The sequence below is a fragment of the Lentzea sp. NPDC054927 genome (assembly GCF_053610285.1).
The window spans coordinates 78,698-97,571 of the sequence record NZ_JBSGXZ010000007.1 but is presented as its reverse complement, the minus strand read 5'-3'; the positions used below and the strand labels follow the sequence as shown (position 1 = coordinate 97,571).

The window sequence follows — 18,874 nt, the reverse complement described above, 5'->3', positions numbered from 1 at the left end:
CGCACTGAAGTACTGAAAGTAGTGCCCTGCAGTTAGGCCGCACCAGAACGGACTGTCCGGATCGGACAGTTCAGCGGGTCCGGGGAGGTTTCGCGGCGGCCGCCTCCCCGGATTCCGCAAGCCACCCCCTGCCGTGCGCGCGCAACGCGAGCTCGTAGGTGGCGGCGGGATCGATGCCCGGTGGCAGATTTCCGTTGAGCTCCAGGCTCACCAGGCCGTGCGCGATGCCCCACATCGACATCGCGATCTGCTCCGGGTCCTCGTCGAGGAAGACCTTCCGCTCGACCGCCCGCCGCACCGTGTTGATCACCGGTGCGAACGTCCGTCCGGCCGCGCGGCTCATCGCCTTCGTCGGTTCGACGACCTTCGAGTAGAGCACCGAGTAGAACTGCGGGTCCGCGAGCGCGCTGCGCCGGTACGCCAGCCCGATCTGGACCAGGTCCTCCGCGGGGTTCTCGGTGACCGGCACGGACGCCAGGTGCGTGCCGAACCGGAGGAACGCCTCGTCGTAGAGCGCGTCGAGCAACGCCGGTTTTCCGCCGAAGAGGGAATAGACCGCCGTGGTCGACGTGTTGACGTCGGTGGCGATCTTCCTCAGGCTCACCGCGGCCGGTCCCTCGGTGCTGAGCAACTCGCCCGCCCGCTCGAGCAGACGTCGTCGCAGAGCGTCGTCGTGGGTCTTGGGCCGCGGCATCACGCAATCCTAACGGCCGCTGGTCTGAGTGGTATCAGATTGGTACCGTCCCCTGCATGGCGATGACCTTGCGGTTGACCGAGGAGGAGAACCTGCGGCTCGCCCAACTGGCGCAGGCCGAGGGTCGCTCCAAGCAGGACGTCGTGCGGCTGGCGATCGCGGACCGTTACCAGCGCATGCAGCAGGAGGAAAAGCTCGGCGAGGTGCTCGGGCGAGTCCTGCCCAAGTACCGAGGTCTTTTGGATAGGCTCGGTTCTTCCTGAAACTGTCAGACCTCTGTGATCAACTGGGTGCCGTGATCTCCTACCTCGACGCCGGGGACCTCTTAGTGCTGGCCACGGCCGTGACCGGCGGCGACCTCGTCGTCAGGGACATCGGCCTGCTGGACACGGCGGCCTACCGTCCCCGCGCCACCGTGCTCGGCGTGGAGGCCTACGACACGCTGTGGCTGAAGTCCTCCGCTTTACTTGACTCGATCGTGCGAACTCGCCCTCTGGTCGAGGGAAACTGGCGGCTCGGCTGGGTGTCTGCCGTCACGATGTGCGACATCAACGGCTACTGGATCGACGCCGACGAGGACGACGCGCTGGACCTCGTGCGCGCACTGGGCCGCGACAAGATCGACGTCCCGGAAATGGCCGGCCATCTCGAAGCGTGGGGACTCCCGAAGGATTCCGCTTGACCTAGAGCGCGCTCTAGGTCATAGCGTCGAAGGCGTGAGTTACTCGATAGCCCAAGCCGCGCAGCGCAGTGGGTTGTCCATCGACACCTTGCGCTACTACGAACGAATCGGGCTCGTCGACCCGCCCGCGCGTGACTCGGGTGGTCGCCGCAGCTACTCGGAGGAGGACCTCGGCTGGCTGGCCTTCGTGACGCGCCTGCGCACGACCGGCATGCCGATTCGCATGATGCGCGAGTTCGCGCAGCTCAGGCACCATGGCGACCTGACGGCAGGCCGCCGCAAGCAGATCCTCGTCGAGCACCGCAACGACGTCCGCGCCCGCATCGCGGAGCTGCAGACCTCACTGGAAGTGCTGGACTACAAGATCGACCACTACGCGGTGGTCGAGCGGGACTTGGAGGCGACGGCGTGAGCCGTTTGTTGGGATCGTTGGAGGTCGGGCCGCAGGGGCTCGGCTGCATGGGGATGTCGGAGTTCTACGGCGCCGGCGACGAGTCGGAGTCGATCGCGGTGATCCACCGGGCCCTGGAGCTCGGCGTGACGCTGCTCGACACCGCCGACATGTACGGGCCGCACGTCAACGAGGAGCTGGTGGGCCGCGCGATCGCGGACCGTCGTTCCTCCGTCGTGCTGGCCACGAAGTTCGGCATCGTGCGCGACGGCGACCGCCGCGGCGTGAGAGGCGACCGCGACTACGTCCGGGCGTCCGTCGAAGGGTCGTTGAAGCGGCTCGGGACCGACGTCATCGACCTGTACTACCTGCACCGGGTGCCGGCGGACACGCCCATCGAGGAGACCGTCGGGGCGATGGCCGAGCTGGTCACCGAGGGCAAGGTGCGGTTCCTCGGCCTGTCGGAGGCAGGCGCGTCGACGCTGCGCCGGGCCCACGCGGTGCACCCGATCACGGCGCTGCAGAGCGAGTGGTCGCTGTGGTCGCGGGACATCGAGGCCGAAATCGTGCCAACGGCGCGTGAGCTGGGCATCGGCCTGGTGCCGTACTCGCCGCTCGGCCGTGGCGTGCTGACCGGCCGTTTCACGTCGGCCAGCGACTTCGGCGCCGGCGACTTCCGGGGCGTCGCACAGCCGCGGTTCTCCGGCTCGAACCTCGACGTGAACCTCAAGATGGTCGAGGAGCTGCGCGCTCTGGCCGCCGACCGCGGCGTGACCGCGGGCCAGCTGGCGTTGGCGTGGGTGCAGCATCGCGGCAACGACGTGGTGCCGATCCCGGGAACCAAGCGGATCAAGTACCTGGAGGAGAACGTCGCGGCGGCCGCTCTGGAGCTGTCCGCCGACGATCTCGCCGCGATCGAGGCCGCCGTGCCCGCCTCGGCAGTGGCCGGTGACCGCTACCCGGACATGAGCTCGATCGGCCGTTAGAACATACGTTCGAAGATATCCCCAGGGTTGTCCACAGGTTGGGGACAAGAAGCTGTGGACAACCCTGGGTTCATGTGGACAACCTCAGGTTCCGGTGTGGTCCTTGAAGCCGTTCCAGATGGAGAGCACGTCGTCGTCGAAGCGCGGCGTGCTGACGTGCGGGAGCACCCCACTGCCCTTGCTGATCACGCCGTTCACGTACCCGCGCCGGCCGTCGTACTCGGCGAACCAGGGCGATCCGCTGTCACCCTCGTGGGGCGGAGCGGGACAGCCGATCATCCACAGGTGGTCCTCCAGTGGAAAGCCCATCGACTGGATCGTCGTGCCGCTGCATTGGCTGAGCACGTTGTTCTCGTAGGACACGATCGTGCGGTCGACCATGTAACCCGCGTTGACGATGAGCCCGTTCATGCCGACGAGCTCGCCTACTGCGTCACCGGTGTCGTTCGGCCTGAGCGCGACGAACGCGACGTCGAAGTTGTAGTCGCTCTTGGTCACCCACCTGTCGAAGGTGACCGCCGCCTTGGCCTGGAACCTCCCGTGCGGCGCGGGCCGCCCGGCCTGGAAACCCGGCGTGAAGTAGATGGGCTGCTGCCAGGTGCCGCCGTTGCCGTCGTGCACACAATGAGCGGCCGTGACGATCAGGACTTTGTGCGTGCTCGAAATGGTGCTGGCCGTGCACTGTCCCGTCCGCGACTCCAGAATGCCGACCGTCGGCGACACCACAGCGTTCGCACTCGGCGCGGCAACCCCGGTCGACCCCTGTGTGAGCAGGGACTTCGCCAGTGCGATGTCGGCGGAACTGATCAGCTCACCGCCCTCGCCGAACTCGGCCAGGACAGCTTTCACGCTTTCCGGTGCCTCGGCCTGAGCCGGTGGCGCCGACACGAGCGTGAGCACCGCCAGAATTGCGCAGATTCGTTTCATTCGGACCCCCTCCGGCAGTCAGAATGACGCGGAAGGAGAACCGCGGGAATACTCTGTTCCGTTTTCAGCCTGACAACTGGGCCGCGACGGTGGCTCCGAGCTCCCAGCACGCCTCCAGGTCGGCCTTCGACGGCTCACCCGTGACCACCACGTGCTGGGCGGCCTTCTCCCAGCCCAACCCGGTCGTGGCTGTCTCCACGCTGCGCACCGCACCCGTCGTGTCGTTGTTGCCGTGCACGTAGAGCCCGAACGGCCGGCCGCGCGTTGAATCGAGACACGGGTAGTAGACGGTGTCGAAGAAGTGCTTCAACGCACCGCTCATGTAGCCGAGGTTCGCGGGCGTGCCCAGCAGGTAGCCGTCGGCCTCCAGGACATCCACAGCGGTTGTGGACAACGCGGCTCGGCGCACGACTTCGACGCCCTCGATCTCGGGCGTGGACGCGCCAGCGACCGCAGCCTCGAACATCGCCTGCACGGCGGGGGACGGCGTGTGGTGGACGATCAGCAGGCGCGCCATCAGTAGTCGATCTCGTAGTCGTAGGGGTTCGGCGGCGTGTCGTCCACCTGCATCGCCTTGAGGTCCTCCGAGGTCACCTTCTCGACGGTAGGCCCCATGAGGCCGATCAGCTCTTCGACGATCTCGAAGTGCACCTCCCGGGACCGCACGTTGAGCTCACCGATCTGATTCACCCGGTCCAGGACCCCGGTGCCTTCCAGCTTGCGGATGAGCAAGCCGGCCTCGCCGAACGTGCTCATCGGACCCCTGACAGCCGCGTTCGACTCAAGCGTGGCGCGCAGCATCATGAACAGCGCCATGTCGGCCTTGAGGTCGATGCCGAACGCTTTCAACAGCCCGTCACGCAGGCGTACCTGATGCGCTTTCATGTCGTCGCTGAAGCCGCCGCGGAACATGTCGAGTCCGTGCTTGCTGTCCGGATGTGCGTCGAGCACGGCCTGTGCCAGGTCATGGCGGGTGTATTCCACGCGTGGGAACCTAGTTCAACGAAGTGGTGTGCTCGCAACGTCATCAGAGCGAGCGACCATGGAACCCCGAAGGCGGAAAGGCGTCCTAAAGGGTGTACACAGGAGGGACCATGAAGACCACTGCCCTTATGCACACCAGTCCTCGTCAGCGTCGCATCACCTGGGGTTTCGGCCTTGCGATCGGTATCGGGATGATCGGCATCGGGCCACTCTTCGCGTCGTTGTGGCCGGGGTTCGACCACAGCCCGTGGGACGTCAACACGATGTTGCTCGGACTCGGCGTGGGGCTTTGCGCGATCGCGTACATCTTCGGGCGGATCGCTGTCGCGGCAGTGACCGAGGGGCGCCGCGGTGCGATCGCCCCGCCGACCAGAAGGGCCTACTGGGTGGCCGGCGGGGGCTTCGCTCTTGCCGTGCTGTGCCTGATGATCGCGCTCGCCGGCTGAGCTAACTCACGAGAGCCGTTACCCGTTCCCGCAACTCGGCCAGCCGAGCCTTACCAGCCGCACGGGCGGACTCCAGTCCGTCCGTGACCGGCTCGACGATCTCGAGGTACGCCTTGAGCTTCGGCTCGGTGCCGGACGGTCGCACGACCACGCGCACGCCGTCTGCCGTCCAGCGCAGGACGTCCGCGCTGGGCAACAGGTCTTCCGACGCGAAGTCGGAAGGCGGTTCCGCGCGCAGCCGTGCCATCGTCGCGTCGATCAGGCTCAGATCGGTGTACCGCAAGGAGACCTGGTCGGTCAGGTACAGGCCGTGGTCCAACGCGAGCTGGTCCAGCGCGTCGAGCAACGTCCGTCCGGACGCCTTCAAACCGGCCGCCAGATCTGCGGCCACGACGGCAGCCGAGACGCCGTCCTTGTCCGCGACGAAAGCGGGGTCGACGCAGTTGCCGAGTGCTTCCTCGTAGGCGAACACCAGGCCTTCGCCCGCCCGCGCCAGCCACTTGAAGCCGGTCAGCGTCTCCGCGTACCGGGCACCGTGCGCCGCCGCGATCGACTTCAGCAGCGACGAGGACACGATCGTCGTTGCCACCAAAGGATCCGCGGACTCGGTGGTGGACAGCACGAGCGAGCCGAGCAGCACGCCCGTCTCGTCGCCGCGCAGCATCCGCCACGTGTCGCCGTCGCGCACGCCCAGAGCACACCGGTCGGCGTCCGGGTCCAGCGCGATGGCCAGGTCCGCGTTCACCGACGCCGCAAGGGAAAGCAGCTCGTCGGACGCGCCCGGCTCCTCGGGGTTCGGGAACACCACGGTCGGGAAGTCCGGGTCCGGCACCGCCTGCGACCGCACCACGTGCACGTCGGTGAAACCCGCGCGCCGCAACGCTTCCGTGGCGAACGCGCCGCCGACACCGTGCATCGGCGTCAACGCGATCTTCAGCGTGCGCGCCTGGCCGGACGGCAGCGCGGCCACCCGGTCCAGGTACGCGTCGATCTCGGCCTCGGACACCGTCGAGTACGACGGCGAACGCGGCACGGAAACCGCGGCCGGAACAGCTTCGATCGCCTTCTCGATCTCCCCGTCGGACGGCGGCACGATCTGCGCACCGCCGGACAGGTAGAGCTTGTAACCGTTGTCGGCAGGCGGGTTGTGCGACGCGGTGATCTGGATCCCCGCCACCGCGTTGTGGTTGCGCACCAGGAACGCGAGCACCGGCGTCGGCAACGGGTCCGGCAGCACCCGGACGTCGAAGCCCGCGGCCGCCATCACCTCGGCGGCGGCCGTGGCGAACTCCTCCGACCCGTGCCGGGCGTCGCGACCGACGAACACCAGGCCAGGGGATCCGAGCCAGGACGCCAGCCCGGCGGTCGTGCGGACCACGGTGGCCACGTTCATGCCGTTCGTGCCCGCCCGCACCGGCCCGCGCAGCCCGGCGGTGCCGAACGTCAGCGGCCCGGCCATCCGGTCCTGCAACTCGGCCAGCGCGGCGGAATCACCGCCCATGGCCCGAGCCAGCACCCCCTGCAGCTCCTCGCGGGTGGCCGCGGTGGGGTCGTCGGCGATCCACCGGAACGTCGCGTCACGCAGGGCCGGCGTCAGGCTCATGCCCGGTCCACCAGCTCGCGCAGCAGCGTGCCCATGCGCTGAGCGGCGGCGGCACCGGCCTCCAGCACCTCCTGGTGGTTCAGCGGCTCGCCGGTGATGCCCGCAGCGAGGTTCGTGACCAGCGACAGACCGAACACCTCGACACCCTCGGCGCGCGCGGCGATGGCCTCGTGCACGGTCGACATGCCGACCAGGTCCGCGCCCATCGTGCGCAGCATCCGGATCTCGGCGGGCGTCTCGAAGTGCGGGCCGGGCAGACCGGCGTACACGCCCTCTTCGAGCGAGGAGTCGATCTCCTGCGCCACCTTGCGCAGACGCGGCGAGTACAGGTCCGTGAGGTCCACGAACCGGGCGCCGACCAGCGGCGACAGCGAGGTCAGGTTGAGGTGGTCGGAGATCAGCACGGGCTGCCCGACGGACATGCCCTGCCGCAGACCACCGGCGGCGTTCGTCAGCACGATCGACGACACACCAGCAGCAGCGGCGGTGCGCACGCCGTGCACGACCTTCTGGACGCCCTTGCCCTCGTAGCCGTGCGTGCGGCCGAGGACGACGAGCACCTTCTTGCCGCCCACCTCAACGGAACGGATGGTGCCGCCGTGGCCGAGCGCGGTCGGCGCTTCGAAGCCGGTCAGGTCACCAACGGGAATCTCGCTGACCGGCTCGCCGATCACGTCGGCGGCGGGCCGCCAGCCGGAGCCGAGCACGATCGCGATGTCGTGCTTCGCCACGCCGGTGCGGCTCTGGATCTCTTCCGCGGCCTTGCCGGCCAGCTCTTCTGGAGTCACCGCGAGAGCGTAAGCCGTGTCCTGTGGGTCTGTTCGATGAGAGTCGTGTTCGAGTGGGTTCCTGGCGGTGCCGCCGCGTCTTCCTCATACCGGGTTGTATTTGGGAGACGCGGCGGTGCCGTCAGGGACCCTCTCGGGCGCGGCTATCGCGGACGTGACCCGCAGGACACGGCTTACACCGGTGCGAAGGTGGAGGCGATCGCGTCGAACAGGCGGACGCGCGCTTCATCTTCCTGTTCGGTCGGCACGATGACCTCGACCACCCACAGGTCGTTGCCGTACGGGAGCACGCGAGAGAAGTGCGACCTCCTCAGCGCGTTGGGTTCGTCACCCTCCACGGTCCGATAGATGAACTGGATGCCGTCCTCGACGCGCGGCCCGGCGAGGTTCGGCGTCGGCACCTTCTCGCCGCCGAAGAACCGGCCAGGCCACCGCGCCTGCACGCTCGATGTGTACGTGTTGACCGTGCGCTTCGGGTAGTAGTCGGGGAACCACCGCACCGTGACCTCGTACGCGCCGGTGCCCGACACGAAGTGCACCACCGAGGACAGCGGCACCAGCTTGTCGGCCGCGCGCTGTTCGCTGTAGGTCGACCAGCTCGCCTCGACGTTCAGCGTGAACCGCCCGCCCTGGTCGCCGTTCGCCGTGACGGCCAGCGCCGTCCGCGGCTCCAGCGTCGCGGAGGTGGGCAGGGTCGGCAGCGTCTGCAACGTCTGCTGGGTCGGCGGCAGCAGTGACGCGCCCGCGGCCAGGCGGGTCAGCGCGAAGCCGCCGCCGGAGCCCGCCACGAACAGCAGCACGGCCACGAACAGCATGAACGTCGTGGCCAGCCGTCCCCGCGGCCGCTGCGGCGCCATCGGCTTGGTGATCATGAACGGCAACGGCCCGGGGTCGTCGGCCAGCGGCGCGTCCGGCTCGATCTTCGGCTTCGGCCGCACGACGATCGGCAGCTGCACCGACTCGCGGACCTCGAACGCGTCGGTGCCGGGCTCCGGCAGCAGCGAGTAGACCTGCCTGCGCACGTCGACCAGCGACAGCCGCTCGGCTGGTTCCTTCTGCATCAACCCGCTGATCACCGGCGCGAGCCGCCCTGCACCCGCCGGCACCGGCACGTCCCCGTTGATGACCGCGTTGATCGTCTGCATGACGTTCTTGCCGACGTACGGCGGCTCGCCTGCCATCGCGGCCCACACCGTCGCGCCGAGCGACCACCGGTCAGCGGCCGCCGACACGTCACCGCCCTGCGCGACCTCGGGCGCGATGTAGGCGGGCGTGCCCAGCGTGATGCCGCGGGCGGTCATGGTGGCCTCGGCGACGTTGCGCGCGATGCCGAAGTCGGTGAGCTTCACCCGGCCGTCGTCCGCGATCAGCACGTTGCCCGGCTTCACGTCCCGATGCGTGATGCCGACCCGGTGCGCCGACGCCAGCGCCGCCGCGACCGCGTCCAGCACCGCCGCGCCCTGCTTCTCGGTGAGGCAGCCCTGTTCCTGCAGCAACTCGCTCAGGCTGCGCGACGGCACGAGCTCCATCACCACGTACGGGTCGCCGTCGTGTTGCACGACGTCGTAGAGCGTGACCAGGTTCGGGTGAGACAGCGCGGCGACGGCACGCGCCTCGCGCATGGTCCGTTCGCGCAGCTCATCGGCCGCGACGTCGGTCATGCCCGGCGGTCGCAGGATCTCCTTGACCGCGACCTGCCTGCGCAGCACCTCGTCGTGAGCAGCCCAGACGGTGCCCATGGACCCTCGCCCCAGCAGATGCAGCAGGCGGTACCGAGCCGCGATCAAGCGCTCCTGGTCACCGTTTTCCACTAGTTCATTCTTCCTGACAGACTGGCTGCATCGTTAACGGCGGTGAACCTCACATAGCCGTGTCGGTACTGGTCGGTAACACTGCAACGCATGATGGAGTTGGCCTTGCCCGCCGAATTCCGCCCGAACGAGTTCCCCTCGGCGTCGAGGGAACAGTGGCGTGAGCTGGTCGACGCCGTCCTCCGCAAGACCGGCGCGAGCTACGAATCGCTGGTCACGAAGACTTACGACGGCATCGAACTGCAGCCGCTCTACACCCTCGACGACGCGCTGCCGGCCTATGCTCTCGCCCCGGCGAAGCAGGGCTGGGACGTGCGCCAGCGCCACGCCGTTCCCGATCCGGTCGCCCTGATGAACGACCTGGAGGGCGGTGTCACCTCGTTGTGGCTCGCTCTTCCGGCTGATTCTCTGGAACGCGTCCTCGACGGCGTCTACCTCGACCTCGCGCCGATCACGCTCGACGGCGACGTGGACGCGGCGCGCGCGATGCTGCGGATCTACGACCAGGCGCCGCTGCTGCCAGAAGAGGTGCGCGGCAACCTCGCGCTCACGCCGTTCGGTTCGTCTCTCGAGGTCATCAAGGACGCGCGCAGGCAGTTCCCGTCGTTGCGGACCGTGGTGGTGGACGCGCTGCCGTTCCACGACGCGGGCGGCTCGGACTCGGAAGAGCTGGGCGCCTCTCTCGCGCTGGCCGTTTCGTACCTGCGTGCTTTGACGGACGCGGGGCTGGGCGTCGAGGAGGCTTTCGCGCAGCTGGAGTTCCGCTTCGCCGCGACCGCCGACCAGTTCATGACCATCGCCAAACTGCGCGCCGCCCGCCGCCTGTGGGCGCGCGTGGCCGAGGTGTCCGGCGTCGACGTGCCGCAGGTGCAGCACGCGGTGACGTCGTCGGCGATGATGACCCGCCGCGACCCGTGGGTGAACATGCTGCGCACCACGATCGCGACCCTGGCCGCCGGCCTCGGTGGCGCCGACTCGGTGACGGTGCAGCCGTTCGACGCGGCCATCGGCCTGCCGGACGAGTTCGCCCGCCGGGTGGCCCGCAACACGCAGAACCTGCTGCTGGAGGAGTCGCACCTCGGCGAGGTGATCGACCCGGCGTCCGGCTCCTGGTACGTGGAGCAGCTGACCGAGTCGCTGGCCGCTCACGCCTGGTCGTGGTTCCAGGAGATCGAACGGGCGGGCGGCTTCGCAGCGTCGCGCGGGTTGATCGCGGATCGCCTGGCGGAGACGTGGGCGAAGCGGTCGGCGCGGCTGGCGGATCGCAGCGACCCGATCACGGGTGTCAGCGAGTTCCCGAACCTGACCGAGAAGCCGGTCGTCCGCGAACCCGCCCCCGAGCTGCCGACCGATGGTTTGCCGCGGGTCCGTTATGCACAGGCCTTCGAAGAGCTGCGCGACCTCGCCGACGCCCAGCCCGAACGCCCGCAGGTCTTCCTCGCCACCCTCGGCCCGGTGTCCGCGCACACCGCCCGTGCCACCTTCGCCGCGAACCTGTTCAACGCCGGTGGGTTCGCCACCCCCAACGCGGGCCCGACCAAGACCGCCGACGACGTGGCCGCGAAGTTCGCGGAGTCCGGCGCGAAGATCGCGGTCGTCTGCGGCAGCGACACCAGCTACGCCGACCTGGCCGTCGAAACCGTCGAAGCGCTGCGCAAAGCCGGCGCGGAACGGGTACTCCTGGCCGGCAAGAAGAGCGACGCCGAGGTCGACGGGTTCGTGTTCATGGGCTGCCCGGCGCTCGAGATCCTGAACAACACCTTCGAATTCCTTGCCATCGAAGAAATGGGAGTGAGCCGATGATCCCCAACTTCGCGGACATCGACCTCGGCCCGCTCCCGTCGGCCAAGTACGAGACCGACCTCCCGCCGTGGGAGACGCCGGAGGGCATCGCGGTCAAGCCGGTCTACGGTCCGTCCGATGTGGACGGTCTGGACTTCCTCCAGACCTACCCCGGCGTCGCGCCGTTCCTCCGCGGCCCGTACCCGACGATGTACGTCAACCAGCCGTGGACCGTCCGCCAGTACGCGGGCTTCTCGACGGCCGAGGAGTCGAACGCCTTCTACCGCCGCAACCTCGCGGCCGGCCAAAAAGGCCTCTCCGTGGCTTTCGACCTGGCGACGCACCGCGGTTACGACTCGGACCACCCGCGCGTCGCCGGTGACGTCGGCATGGCCGGGGTGGCGATCGACTCCATCTACGACATGCGCACGCTGTTCGACGGCATCCCGCTGGACAAGATGTCGGTGTCGATGACGATGAACGGCGCGGTGCTGCCGATTCTCGCGCTGTTCGTCGTGGCGGCGGAGGAGCAGGGGGTGAAGCCGGAGCAGCTCATGGGGACGATCCAGAACGACATCCTCAAGGAGTTCATGGTCCGCAACACCTACATCTACCCGCCCGCGAAGTCGATGCGGATCATCTCCGACATCTTCAGCTACACCAGCCGGCACATGCCGAAGTACAACTCGATCTCGATCTCCGGCTACCACATGCAGGAGGCGGGAGCGACCGCCGACCTGGAGCTGGCCTACACGCTGGCGGACGGCGTCGAGTACATCCGCGCCGGCAAGGAAGCCGGGCTGGACGTCGACGCGTTCGCGCCGCGGCTCAGCTTCTTCTGGGCGATCGGCATGAACTTCTTCATGGAGATCGCCAAGATGCGGGCCGCGCGGCTGCTCTGGGCGAAGCTGGTCAACGGGTTCGAGCCGAAGAGCCAGAAGTCGCTGAGCCTGCGCACGCACTGTCAGACGAGCGGGTGGTCGTTGACCGCGCAGGACGTGTTCAACAACGTCGCGCGCACGTGCGTCGAGGCGATGGCGGCGACGCAAGGGCACACGCAGTCGTTGCACACCAACGCACTCGACGAGGCGCTGGCCCTGCCCACCGACTTCTCCGCGCGCATCGCCCGTAACACGCAGCTGCTGCTCCAGCAGGAGTCCGGCACGACGCGTGTGATCGACCCGTGGGGTGGCAGTGCGTACGTCGAACGGCTGACGAACGAGCTCGCCGCGAAGGCGTGGCAGCACATCACCGAGGTCGAGAAGGCTGGCGGCATGGCCCGCGCGATCGACGAGGGCATTCCCAAGCTGCGCATCGAGGAGGCCGCCGCCCGCACGCAGGCGCGCATCGACTCCGGGCGGCAGCCCGTCATCGGCGTCAACAAGTACCTGGTGGCCAACGACGAGCAGATCGACGTGCTCAAGGTCGACAACGCCGGCGTGCGCGTCCAGCAGCTGGAAAAGCTGAGGCGCCTGAAGGAAGAACGCGACCAGTCCGCTGTGGACAGTGCGCTCGACGCCCTCACGAACGCGGCGAACGGCGGCGGTAACCTGCTGGAGCTGGCGATCAACGCCGCCAGGGCCAAGGCCACGGTCGGCGAGATCTCCGAGTCGCTCGGCAAGGTGTGGGGGCGGCACAGCGCGCAGATCCGCACCATTTCCGGGGTCTACCGGCAGGAGGTCGGTTCAGTGTCCAACGTGGACGCCTGCCGCGAGGTCGTCGAGGCGTTCGCGGAGGAAGAAGGCCGCCGGCCGCGCATCCTGGTCGCCAAGATGGGGCAGGACGGGCACGACCGCGGCCAGAAGGTGATCGCGACGGCGTTCGCGGACCTCGGCTTCGACGTCGACGTCGGCCCGCTGTTCCAGACGCCGGACGAGGTCGCGCGCCAGGCCACCGAGGCCGACGTGCACATCGTCGGCGTGTCGTCGCTGGCAGCAGGGCACCTCACGCTGGTGCCGGCGCTGAAGGAAGAGCTGACCAAGCTCGGCCGCGAGGACATCATGATCGTCGTCGGTGGCGTGATCCCGCCGCAGGACTTCGACGAGCTGTACGCGGCGGGCGCGGCGGCGATCTTCCCGCCCGGCACGGTGATCGCGGACGCGGCCAAGGATTTGCTGGTGAAACTCGCAGATCAGCTCGGGCACCATGGGTAGTGCGATGACCACCCACCTTCACCGGGTTCTTTCGGTGCTCAGCAGGGTCCCTCGCGGTGTCTCCCCCGCGCCCCCATATGCCCGATATGAGGGCGCGGGGGAGACACCGCGATGAACCCGTCTGACCATCGAAACAACGCGCCGAAGGTGGGCGGTCACCGCACTCGGGTGATCGATGTCGCCGAGTACACCAAGGGCGTCCTCGACGGCAATCGCGGCGTGCTGGCCAGGGCCATCACGCTGGTCGAGTCGACGCGCGCCGACCACCGGGCCAAGGCCCAGGAGCTGCTGATCGAGCTGTTGCCCAAGTCGGGCAACGCGATCAGGGTCGGCATCACCGGTGTTCCCGGCGTGGGCAAGTCGACCTTCATCGACGCGCTCGGCACCACGCTGACCGAGCAGGGGCACCGGGTCGCGGTGCTCGCCGTCGACCCCTCGTCGACCCGCACCGGCGGCAGCATTCTGGGCGACAAGACGCGCATGCAGCGGCTGTCGGTGAACGAGAAGGCGTTCATCCGGCCCTCGCCGACGTCCGGCACGCTCGGCGGCGTCGCGCAGGCCACCCGCGAGACGATCGTGCTGGTCGAGGCCGCCGGGTTCGACGTGGTGCTGGTCGAGACCGTGGGTGTCGGGCAGTCGGAGGTGGCCGTCGCGAACATGACGGACTGCTCGCTGTTCCTGACCCTGGCGCGCACCGGCGACCAGCTGCAGGGCATCAAGAAGGGCATCCTGGAGCTCGCGGACGTCGTCGCGGTCAACAAGGCCGACGGCGAGCACGAACTGGACGCCCGCAAGGCCGCGCGCGAACTGGCCGGCGCGCTCAAGCTGCTGCGCCCGCCGGACGCGTTGTGGCACCCGCCGGTGCTCACGTGTTCCGGCCTCACCGGTGCCGGTCTCGACGAGTTGTGGTCCCGAGTGCTGGAACACCGGGCCACCTTGAAGGACGCTGGTGAACTGGACGAACGCCGCCGCCGCCAGCAAGTCGAATGGACCTGGATGATGGTCCACGACGAACTGTGGCGACAGGTGCGGGAGAGCCCGGCGGTGCGCACACTCGCCCCCTCATTGGAGGAGAAGGTCCGGTCGGGAGAGCTCACCGCCACGCTTGCGGCAGAGCAGATTCTCAAGGCGTTCCAATCGGACTCACGGTAGGCGCTTAACTAGTTTGGGTGACCTTCGATCGTGGTATTCGAGGTACAGTTCAGGCCATGTCGAGGTTGCTGCTGGCCTGCGTGTTCGCGCTGATGAGCGTTGTCGGGATCGCCGGTGGGGCGTCCGCGCAAGAGGCGCCGAACGCGCCCGTGGCGGCTGTGCAGCAGACGACAGTGAATCCGGGACCGAGCGTGAACGCGCCGCAGGAACCGTCGCCTGAGATCAGGCAGGAAACCAAGCGCAAGCTGTGGATCGGCGCTATCGCCGTGGGACTGTTCGCGCTGGTCTATTACCGCAACAAGCGCCGGTGGGCGGCGTGGCGCAAGGCGCGGGCGGCCAAGAAGGGCTAGTCCGCCGGTCGTTCGAGCTGAGACGTTCCGTCCCGGATGGTGGGACGGAATAGTCAAAATTAAGCGTGCTTGCCGACCATTTGCGTCATCGTTGATCGGTCAGACCGAAACTCGCTCGCCGCTCGGCGCAGCGCTGCGACCGGCCAGCCGGTTGATCATCATCAGCGTGCTGCGTCCCACAGGTGGTGATGCAGGATGGTGGCAAATGGGTACCGATTTGAAGATCAGCACACGCTCGACCGTCGAGCGGTACTCCGACGCGCTGCTGGACCTGTCGCACTCGATCCACGCCGAGCCTGAGCTGGCCTTCGAGGAGCACCGCAGCGTCGAGAAGATCACCTCCCTGCTCGCCCGCGAGGGTTTCAAGCTCGACCGAGGTGTCGCGGATCTCGACACCGCGTTCGTCGCGACGTTCGGCGACGGCGAGCTGGTGCTGGGGCTTTGTGCCGAATATGACGCTTTGCCCGAAGTCGGGCACGCGTGTGGGCACAACGTCATCGCCGCCGCTTCCGTCGGCACGGCGCTCGCGCTGCGTGACATCGCCGACCGACTGGGCATCACCATCAAGGTGATCGGCACTCCGGCCGAAGAAGTCGGCGGCGGCAAGGTGCTCATGCTGGAACGCGGCGTGTTCGACGACGTCGCGTTCTCGATGATGGTGCACCCCGCGCCGTACGAGTCGTGCGCCGCGAAATCGCTGGCCATCACCGATCTCCAGGTGCACTACAAGGGCAAGCCGTCACACGCGGCCGCCGCTCCTCACCTGGGCGTCAACGCCGCGGACGCGGTGACCGTCGCGCAGATCTCGATCAGTTTGCTGCGGCAGCACTTCGAGCCGGGCCAGATGGTGAGCGGCATCGTCACCAACGGCGGCACCGTGCCGAACGTAATACCCGCCCGCGCATCAGCGATGTTCGATGTGAGGGCGGAAAATCTGGAATCGTTGCAGCGCCTGGAGAACCGGATCCGGGACTGCTTCTCCGCCGGCGCGCTCGCGACCGGCTGCACCCATGAGGTCGAGCAGGTCTCACCGATCTACGCCGAGTTGACTCCCGACCCGTGGCTCGCGGACGCCTACCGGCGTGCGGCCACTGAGCTGGGACGACGACCGCTCTCGCCCGAGCAGGAACAGCGAGAGAAGATCGGGAGCACCGACATGGGCAACGTCACCAGAGTGTTGCCCGCCATCCACCCGACCATTGCCATCGACTGCGGAGACGCGGTGAATCACCAACAAGAGTTCGCGACCGCCTGTGCCTCGGCGTCGGCGGACCGTGGGGTGCTCGAAGGAGCACTTGCCATGGCCTGGACGACGATCGCGACAGCCACCGATTCCCAGCAGCGCGCACGGCTGCTGGCCCGCGGAGGTGCGGCATGACGGTTCTGGACTCCCGTCCCTCGGGAACCTCAACTGTGAAGACGTCCACCGAGATGCTTGTCGACCCCACCGGGGTGAGCATGTCTCCTGTGGATGATCTCGGAGAGGGCCGCGGCCCCGCGTGGCTCGACGACTGGCTGAAGGCGAACGCCGCGGACGTAGTCGCGTGGCGGCGCCACATCCACGCCAACCCCGAGTTGTCCCGCCGTGAGTACAACACCACCGAGCTCGTGGCCAAGCTGCTGCGCGAGGTCGGCCTCAAGCCGCGCATCCTTCCCGGCGGCACCGGCCTGATCTGCGACATCGGCCGCGGCCCCCGCTGTGTGGCACTCCGCGCGGACATGGACGCACTCCCGTTGCCGGAGAACACCGGTCTGCCGTTCGCCTCCACTGTGGACGGTGTGTCGCACGCGTGCGGTCACGACGCCCACACCACGGTCCTGCTCGGCACGGCGCTGGCGCTCGCCTCCGCCACCGAACTGCCCGGCCGCGTCCGGCTGGTGTTCCAGCCGGCCGAGGAGGTCATGCCGGGTGGCGCGCTGGACGTGCTGGCCGCGGGTGGTCTCGACGGCGTGGAGCGGATCTTCGGTCTGCACTGCGACCCGCGGCTGCAGGTCGGCCGGATCGGCACGCGCATCGGCGCCATCACGTCGGCCTCCGACCTGCTGGAACTGCGGCTGTCCTCGCCGGGCGGCCACACCTCGCGCCCGCACCTGACCGCGGACCTGGTCCACGCGCTCGGCACGGTCATCACCGGCCTGCCGACGATGCTGTCCCGCCGCGTCGATCCCCGCTCCGGCACCGTCCTGGTGTGGGGCGCGGTGCACGCGGGTGAGGCGCCGAACGCGGTGCCGCAGGACGGCATGGTGCGCGGCACGCTGCGCACCGGCGACCGCGACATCTGGGCCGAGCTGGAGCCGTTGGTCAAGGACCTGGTCACGGGTCTGCTGGCCCCGACCGGCGTCGGCTTCGACCTGCACCACCGCCGCGGCGTGCCGCCGGTGGTGAACGAGCGCGAGTCCACCCAGATCCTGCGCGCCGGCATCGAGGCCGCCCTGGGCGACGACGCGCTGGCCGGCACCGAGCAGTCGTCCGGTGGCGAGGACTTCGGCTGGTACCTGGAGCACGTGCCCGGCTCGTTCGCGCGCCTCGGCGTGTGGAACGGCCAGGAGAAGCAGCGCGACCTGCACCAGCCGACGTTCGACCTGGACGAGCGCGCGCTCCTCGTGGGTGTGCGGGTCATGGTCCACACGGCTCTGGCCGCCCTCGCCTGAGAGCGGCCAGAACCAGCGGTTCTAGAACAGAACCCGTTCAGTTTGTGCAGTGTTGTGGCGCGTGCGGAACGAATGCGCACGCGCCACAGCGCTGTCCGGGTTCTTCCGGTCCGCCGTGTAGTACCAGTCGTAGCGGACCTCGTCCTCGGTGACCTTGAGCGTCGCGACGCCGTGCGAGTCCAGCTCCACGAACTCGACGTGCGGGTTCAGCAGCTGGATCTGCGCTTCGAGCAGGACTGATCCGGTGCGCGGCGGCACCTTCAGCAGCTCGTCGAAGTTGTCGGACGTCAGCGACGTGACGATGTACTCGGTGGCGACGGAACGGCCCTCGAACGGCACGTCGCACGCCCACGAGCTGTGGATGTCACCGGTGAGGAACACCGTGTTCTTGCGGTCGCCGAGCGCTCGCAGCACCAGCTCCCGATCCGCGGGAAAGCCGTCCCACTGGTCGGGGTTCGACGGCGGGAAGCCCGGCAGCGGCGGGATCTTGAACGGGCTGATCATCACCGAGTTGCCGACGAGTTGCCAGCGCGCGTTGTCGGTGGTGAGCCTGTTGATCAGCCAGTTCCGCTGGGAGGCTCCGAGGATCGTGCTGTCGGTGCGGTACGAGCGCAGGTCGAGCATGGTCAACGACGCCAGCTCGCCGAAGCGGAAGCTCCGGTCCAGCTTGCCCTCGCGGATCGGCATCCACTCGAAGTAGGCCTGCGTGGCGGCGGCCATCCGCACGCCCCACGGTCCCTCGGTCGCCGGATCGTGCAGCGGCGAGCCGGTGCTGGACGAGTTGTCGGCGCTCTCGTGATCGTCCCAGGTCGCGATCATCGGGTGGGCCTGGTGGATCGCTTGCACGTGCCGGTCGGTCTTGTACTGCGCGTGCCGGCGGCGGTAGTCGTCGAGCGTCACGCACTCGTGCGGCGGATCCGTCGGACGGAGCTGCGGCGTGACCGCGTAGACGCCCTCGTAGATGTAGTCACCCAGGTGGATCACCGCGTCGAGGTCCTGCTGTGCCAGGAAACCGTAGCCGGCGAAGTGGCCCATGTCCCAGTTCGCGCACGACACGACGCCGAAGTTCAGCTCGGACTCGCAGCCGGCGGTCTTGGTCCTGCCGACCGGCGACACGGCACCGCCGACGCGGAACCGGTACCAGTAGCGGGTGTTCGGGCGCAGGCCGTGGACCTCGACCTTCACCGTGTGGTCCCGCGCGGGCCCGGTTCGGGTGACGCCGCGCTTCACGACGCGGTGGAAGTCCTCGTCGCGAGCGATCTCCCACCTGATCGGCTCGGACGTGATCACCCGCGTCCACAGCAGCACGCCGTCCGGCAACGGATCACCGGACGCGACGCCGTGCTGGAACGCCACTTCGGTGGCGGACGCGGAGACAGCGGTGGTGGTGGACGCGGTTGCGGCGGCACCGGCCACCGCACCCGCCTTCAGGAACGTTCTTCTGTCGACCCCAGTCATGTCTTCCAGCATGCC

At 68.4% G+C, this 18,874-nt stretch carries 19 protein-coding genes; 11 read left to right on the top strand and 8 right to left on the bottom strand.

Features of this window, described 5'->3' with window-relative positions:
- Nucleotides 1-70: 70 nt before the first annotated feature.
- A complete protein-coding gene (locus tag ACWGE0_RS13670) occupies nucleotides 71-694 on the bottom strand; it encodes a TetR/AcrR family transcriptional regulator (RefSeq protein WP_452261226.1) in 624 nt (207 codons plus the stop codon).
- Nucleotides 695-750: 56 nt separating this feature from the next.
- Between ACWGE0_RS13670 and ACWGE0_RS13665 the strand changes: the two genes are divergently transcribed.
- Genes ACWGE0_RS13665 through ACWGE0_RS13650 form a run of 4 tightly spaced genes read left to right on the top strand, consistent with a single transcriptional unit; the run spans nucleotide 751 to nucleotide 2,753 of the window.
- Nucleotides 751-957: a CopG family transcriptional regulator gene (locus ACWGE0_RS13665; RefSeq protein ID WP_452261225.1), complete on the top strand. Its 207-nt coding sequence runs from the start codon at nucleotides 751-753 to the stop codon at nucleotides 955-957.
- A 32-nt stretch (nucleotides 958-989) separates the two neighbouring features.
- Entirely contained in the window at nucleotides 990-1,376 is a 387-nt protein-coding gene (locus ACWGE0_RS13660; protein WP_045315410.1) for a type II toxin-antitoxin system death-on-curing family toxin, read from the top strand.
- 34 nt (nucleotides 1,377-1,410) lie between these two features.
- Nucleotides 1,411-1,788: a MerR family transcriptional regulator gene (locus ACWGE0_RS13655; RefSeq protein ID WP_319967563.1), complete on the top strand. Its 378-nt coding sequence runs from the start codon at nucleotides 1,411-1,413 to the stop codon at nucleotides 1,786-1,788.
- Between the two features lie 47 nt (nucleotides 1,789-1,835).
- The gene (locus ACWGE0_RS13650; RefSeq protein WP_452261395.1) at nucleotides 1,836-2,753 is read left to right on the top strand and encodes an aldo/keto reductase; all 918 of its coding nucleotides are present in this window, start codon (nucleotides 1,836-1,838) and stop codon (nucleotides 2,751-2,753) included.
- An 84-nt stretch (nucleotides 2,754-2,837) separates the two neighbouring features.
- On the opposite strand, the gene ACWGE0_RS13645 is transcribed toward ACWGE0_RS13650, so the two are convergent.
- The 3 genes from ACWGE0_RS13645 to ACWGE0_RS13635 all read right to left on the bottom strand — a co-directional run bounded on the left by ACWGE0_RS13645 (nucleotide 2,838) and on the right by ACWGE0_RS13635 (nucleotide 4,664).
- Nucleotides 2,838-3,680: a trypsin-like serine peptidase gene (locus ACWGE0_RS13645; protein ID WP_452261224.1), complete on the bottom strand. Its 843-nt coding sequence runs from the start codon at nucleotides 3,678-3,680 to the stop codon at nucleotides 2,838-2,840.
- A 64-nt stretch (nucleotides 3,681-3,744) separates the two neighbouring features.
- Nucleotides 3,745-4,197: a flavodoxin family protein gene (locus ACWGE0_RS13640; RefSeq protein ID WP_452261223.1), complete on the bottom strand. Its 453-nt coding sequence runs from the start codon at nucleotides 4,195-4,197 to the stop codon at nucleotides 3,745-3,747.
- A complete protein-coding gene (locus ACWGE0_RS13635) occupies nucleotides 4,197-4,664 on the bottom strand; it encodes a hypothetical protein (protein WP_452261222.1) in 468 nt (155 codons plus the stop codon). The genes ACWGE0_RS13640 and ACWGE0_RS13635 overlap by 1 nt, the downstream gene beginning before the upstream one ends.
- A gap of 110 nt (nucleotides 4,665-4,774) precedes the next feature.
- Between ACWGE0_RS13635 and ACWGE0_RS13630 the strand changes: the two genes are divergently transcribed.
- Nucleotides 4,775-5,110: a hypothetical protein gene (locus ACWGE0_RS13630; RefSeq protein ID WP_452261221.1), complete on the top strand. Its 336-nt coding sequence runs from the start codon at nucleotides 4,775-4,777 to the stop codon at nucleotides 5,108-5,110.
- A 1-nt stretch (nucleotide 5,111) separates the two neighbouring features.
- Here the strand turns inward: ACWGE0_RS13630 and ACWGE0_RS13625 are convergent, their stop codons facing one another.
- The 3 genes from ACWGE0_RS13625 to ACWGE0_RS13615 form a co-directional block, all read right to left on the bottom strand.
- Nucleotides 5,112-6,713, bottom strand: a complete 1,602-nt coding sequence (locus ACWGE0_RS13625; RefSeq protein WP_452261220.1) for a phospho-sugar mutase — start codon at nucleotides 6,711-6,713, stop codon at nucleotides 5,112-5,114.
- On the bottom strand, nucleotides 6,710-7,501 hold the full coding sequence (locus ACWGE0_RS13620; RefSeq protein ID WP_452261219.1) for a purine-nucleoside phosphorylase: 792 nt from the start codon (nucleotides 7,499-7,501) through the stop codon (nucleotides 6,710-6,712). The genes ACWGE0_RS13625 and ACWGE0_RS13620 overlap by 4 nt, the downstream gene beginning before the upstream one ends.
- A 173-nt stretch (nucleotides 7,502-7,674) precedes the next feature.
- A complete protein-coding gene (locus ACWGE0_RS13615) occupies nucleotides 7,675-9,240 on the bottom strand; it encodes a serine/threonine-protein kinase (protein WP_452261218.1) in 1,566 nt (521 codons plus the stop codon).
- 162 nt (nucleotides 9,241-9,402) lie between these two features.
- On the opposite strand from ACWGE0_RS13615, the gene ACWGE0_RS13610 reads away from it, so the two are divergent.
- From ACWGE0_RS13610 to ACWGE0_RS13585, 6 genes are all read left to right on the top strand, one after another.
- A complete protein-coding gene (locus ACWGE0_RS13610; RefSeq protein ID WP_452261217.1) occupies nucleotides 9,403-11,115 on the top strand; it encodes a methylmalonyl-CoA mutase family protein in 1,713 nt (570 codons plus the stop codon).
- On the top strand, nucleotides 11,112-13,247 hold the full coding sequence (gene scpA, locus ACWGE0_RS13605; protein ID WP_452261216.1) for a methylmalonyl-CoA mutase: 2,136 nt from the start codon (nucleotides 11,112-11,114) through the stop codon (nucleotides 13,245-13,247). Before ACWGE0_RS13610 ends, scpA begins: the two co-directional genes overlap by 4 nt.
- Nucleotides 13,248-13,358: 111 nt before the next feature.
- Nucleotides 13,359-14,399, top strand: a complete 1,041-nt coding sequence (gene meaB / locus ACWGE0_RS13600; RefSeq protein ID WP_452261215.1) for a methylmalonyl Co-A mutase-associated GTPase MeaB — start codon at nucleotides 13,359-13,361, stop codon at nucleotides 14,397-14,399.
- Nucleotides 14,400-14,455: 56 nt separating this feature from the next.
- Nucleotides 14,456-14,749, top strand: a complete 294-nt coding sequence (locus ACWGE0_RS13595; protein ID WP_452261214.1) for a hypothetical protein — start codon at nucleotides 14,456-14,458, stop codon at nucleotides 14,747-14,749.
- A 205-nt stretch (nucleotides 14,750-14,954) separates the two neighbouring features.
- Nucleotides 14,955-16,127, top strand: a complete 1,173-nt coding sequence (locus ACWGE0_RS13590; protein ID WP_452261213.1) for a M20 family metallopeptidase — start codon at nucleotides 14,955-14,957, stop codon at nucleotides 16,125-16,127.
- A complete protein-coding gene (locus ACWGE0_RS13585; RefSeq protein WP_452261212.1) occupies nucleotides 16,124-17,401 on the top strand; it encodes a M20 family metallopeptidase in 1,278 nt (425 codons plus the stop codon). Before ACWGE0_RS13590 ends, ACWGE0_RS13585 begins: the two co-directional genes overlap by 4 nt.
- 21 nt (nucleotides 17,402-17,422) lie before the next feature.
- On the opposite strand, the gene ACWGE0_RS13580 is transcribed toward ACWGE0_RS13585, so the two are convergent.
- Complete coding sequence (locus tag ACWGE0_RS13580) at nucleotides 17,423-18,859, bottom strand: alkaline phosphatase D family protein (protein ID WP_452261211.1); 1,437 nt, start codon at nucleotides 18,857-18,859, stop codon at nucleotides 17,423-17,425.
- Nucleotides 18,860-18,874 lie beyond the last annotated feature (15 nt).

Bases quoted from the DNA above. Each gene is read 5' to 3' on its own strand.
- ACWGE0_RS13670 (WP_452261226.1), bottom strand. From the start codon at position 694: ATGCCGCGGCCCAAGACCCACGACGACGCTCTGCGACGACGTCTGCTC.
- ACWGE0_RS13665 (WP_452261225.1), top strand. From the start codon at position 751: ATGGCGATGACCTTGCGGTTGACCGAGGAGGAGAACCTGCGGCTCGCC.
- ACWGE0_RS13650 (WP_452261395.1), top strand. From the start codon at position 1,836: ATGGGGATGTCGGAGTTCTACGGCGCCGGCGACGAGTCGGAGTCGATC.
- ACWGE0_RS13645 (WP_452261224.1), bottom strand. From the start codon at position 3,680: ATGAAACGAATCTGCGCAATTCTGGCGGTGCTCACGCTCGTGTCGGCG.
- ACWGE0_RS13640 (WP_452261223.1), bottom strand. From the start codon at position 4,197: ATGGCGCGCCTGCTGATCGTCCACCACACGCCGTCCCCCGCCGTGCAG.
- ACWGE0_RS13630 (WP_452261221.1), top strand. From the start codon at position 4,775: ATGAAGACCACTGCCCTTATGCACACCAGTCCTCGTCAGCGTCGCATC.
- ACWGE0_RS13625 (WP_452261220.1), bottom strand. From the start codon at position 6,713: ATGAGCCTGACGCCGGCCCTGCGTGACGCGACGTTCCGGTGGATCGCC.
- ACWGE0_RS13615 (WP_452261218.1), bottom strand. From the start codon at position 9,240: ATGGGCACCGTCTGGGCTGCTCACGACGAGGTGCTGCGCAGGCAGGTC.
- ACWGE0_RS13610 (WP_452261217.1), top strand. From the start codon at position 9,403: ATGATGGAGTTGGCCTTGCCCGCCGAATTCCGCCCGAACGAGTTCCCC.
- scpA (WP_452261216.1), top strand. From the start codon at position 11,112: ATGATCCCCAACTTCGCGGACATCGACCTCGGCCCGCTCCCGTCGGCC.
- meaB (WP_452261215.1), top strand. From the start codon at position 13,359: ATGAACCCGTCTGACCATCGAAACAACGCGCCGAAGGTGGGCGGTCAC.
- ACWGE0_RS13595 (WP_452261214.1), top strand. From the start codon at position 14,456: ATGTCGAGGTTGCTGCTGGCCTGCGTGTTCGCGCTGATGAGCGTTGTC.
- ACWGE0_RS13590 (WP_452261213.1), top strand. From the start codon at position 14,955: ATGGGTACCGATTTGAAGATCAGCACACGCTCGACCGTCGAGCGGTAC.
- ACWGE0_RS13585 (WP_452261212.1), top strand. From the start codon at position 16,124: ATGACGGTTCTGGACTCCCGTCCCTCGGGAACCTCAACTGTGAAGACG.
- ACWGE0_RS13580 (WP_452261211.1), bottom strand. From the start codon at position 18,859: ATGACTGGGGTCGACAGAAGAACGTTCCTGAAGGCGGGTGCGGTGGCC.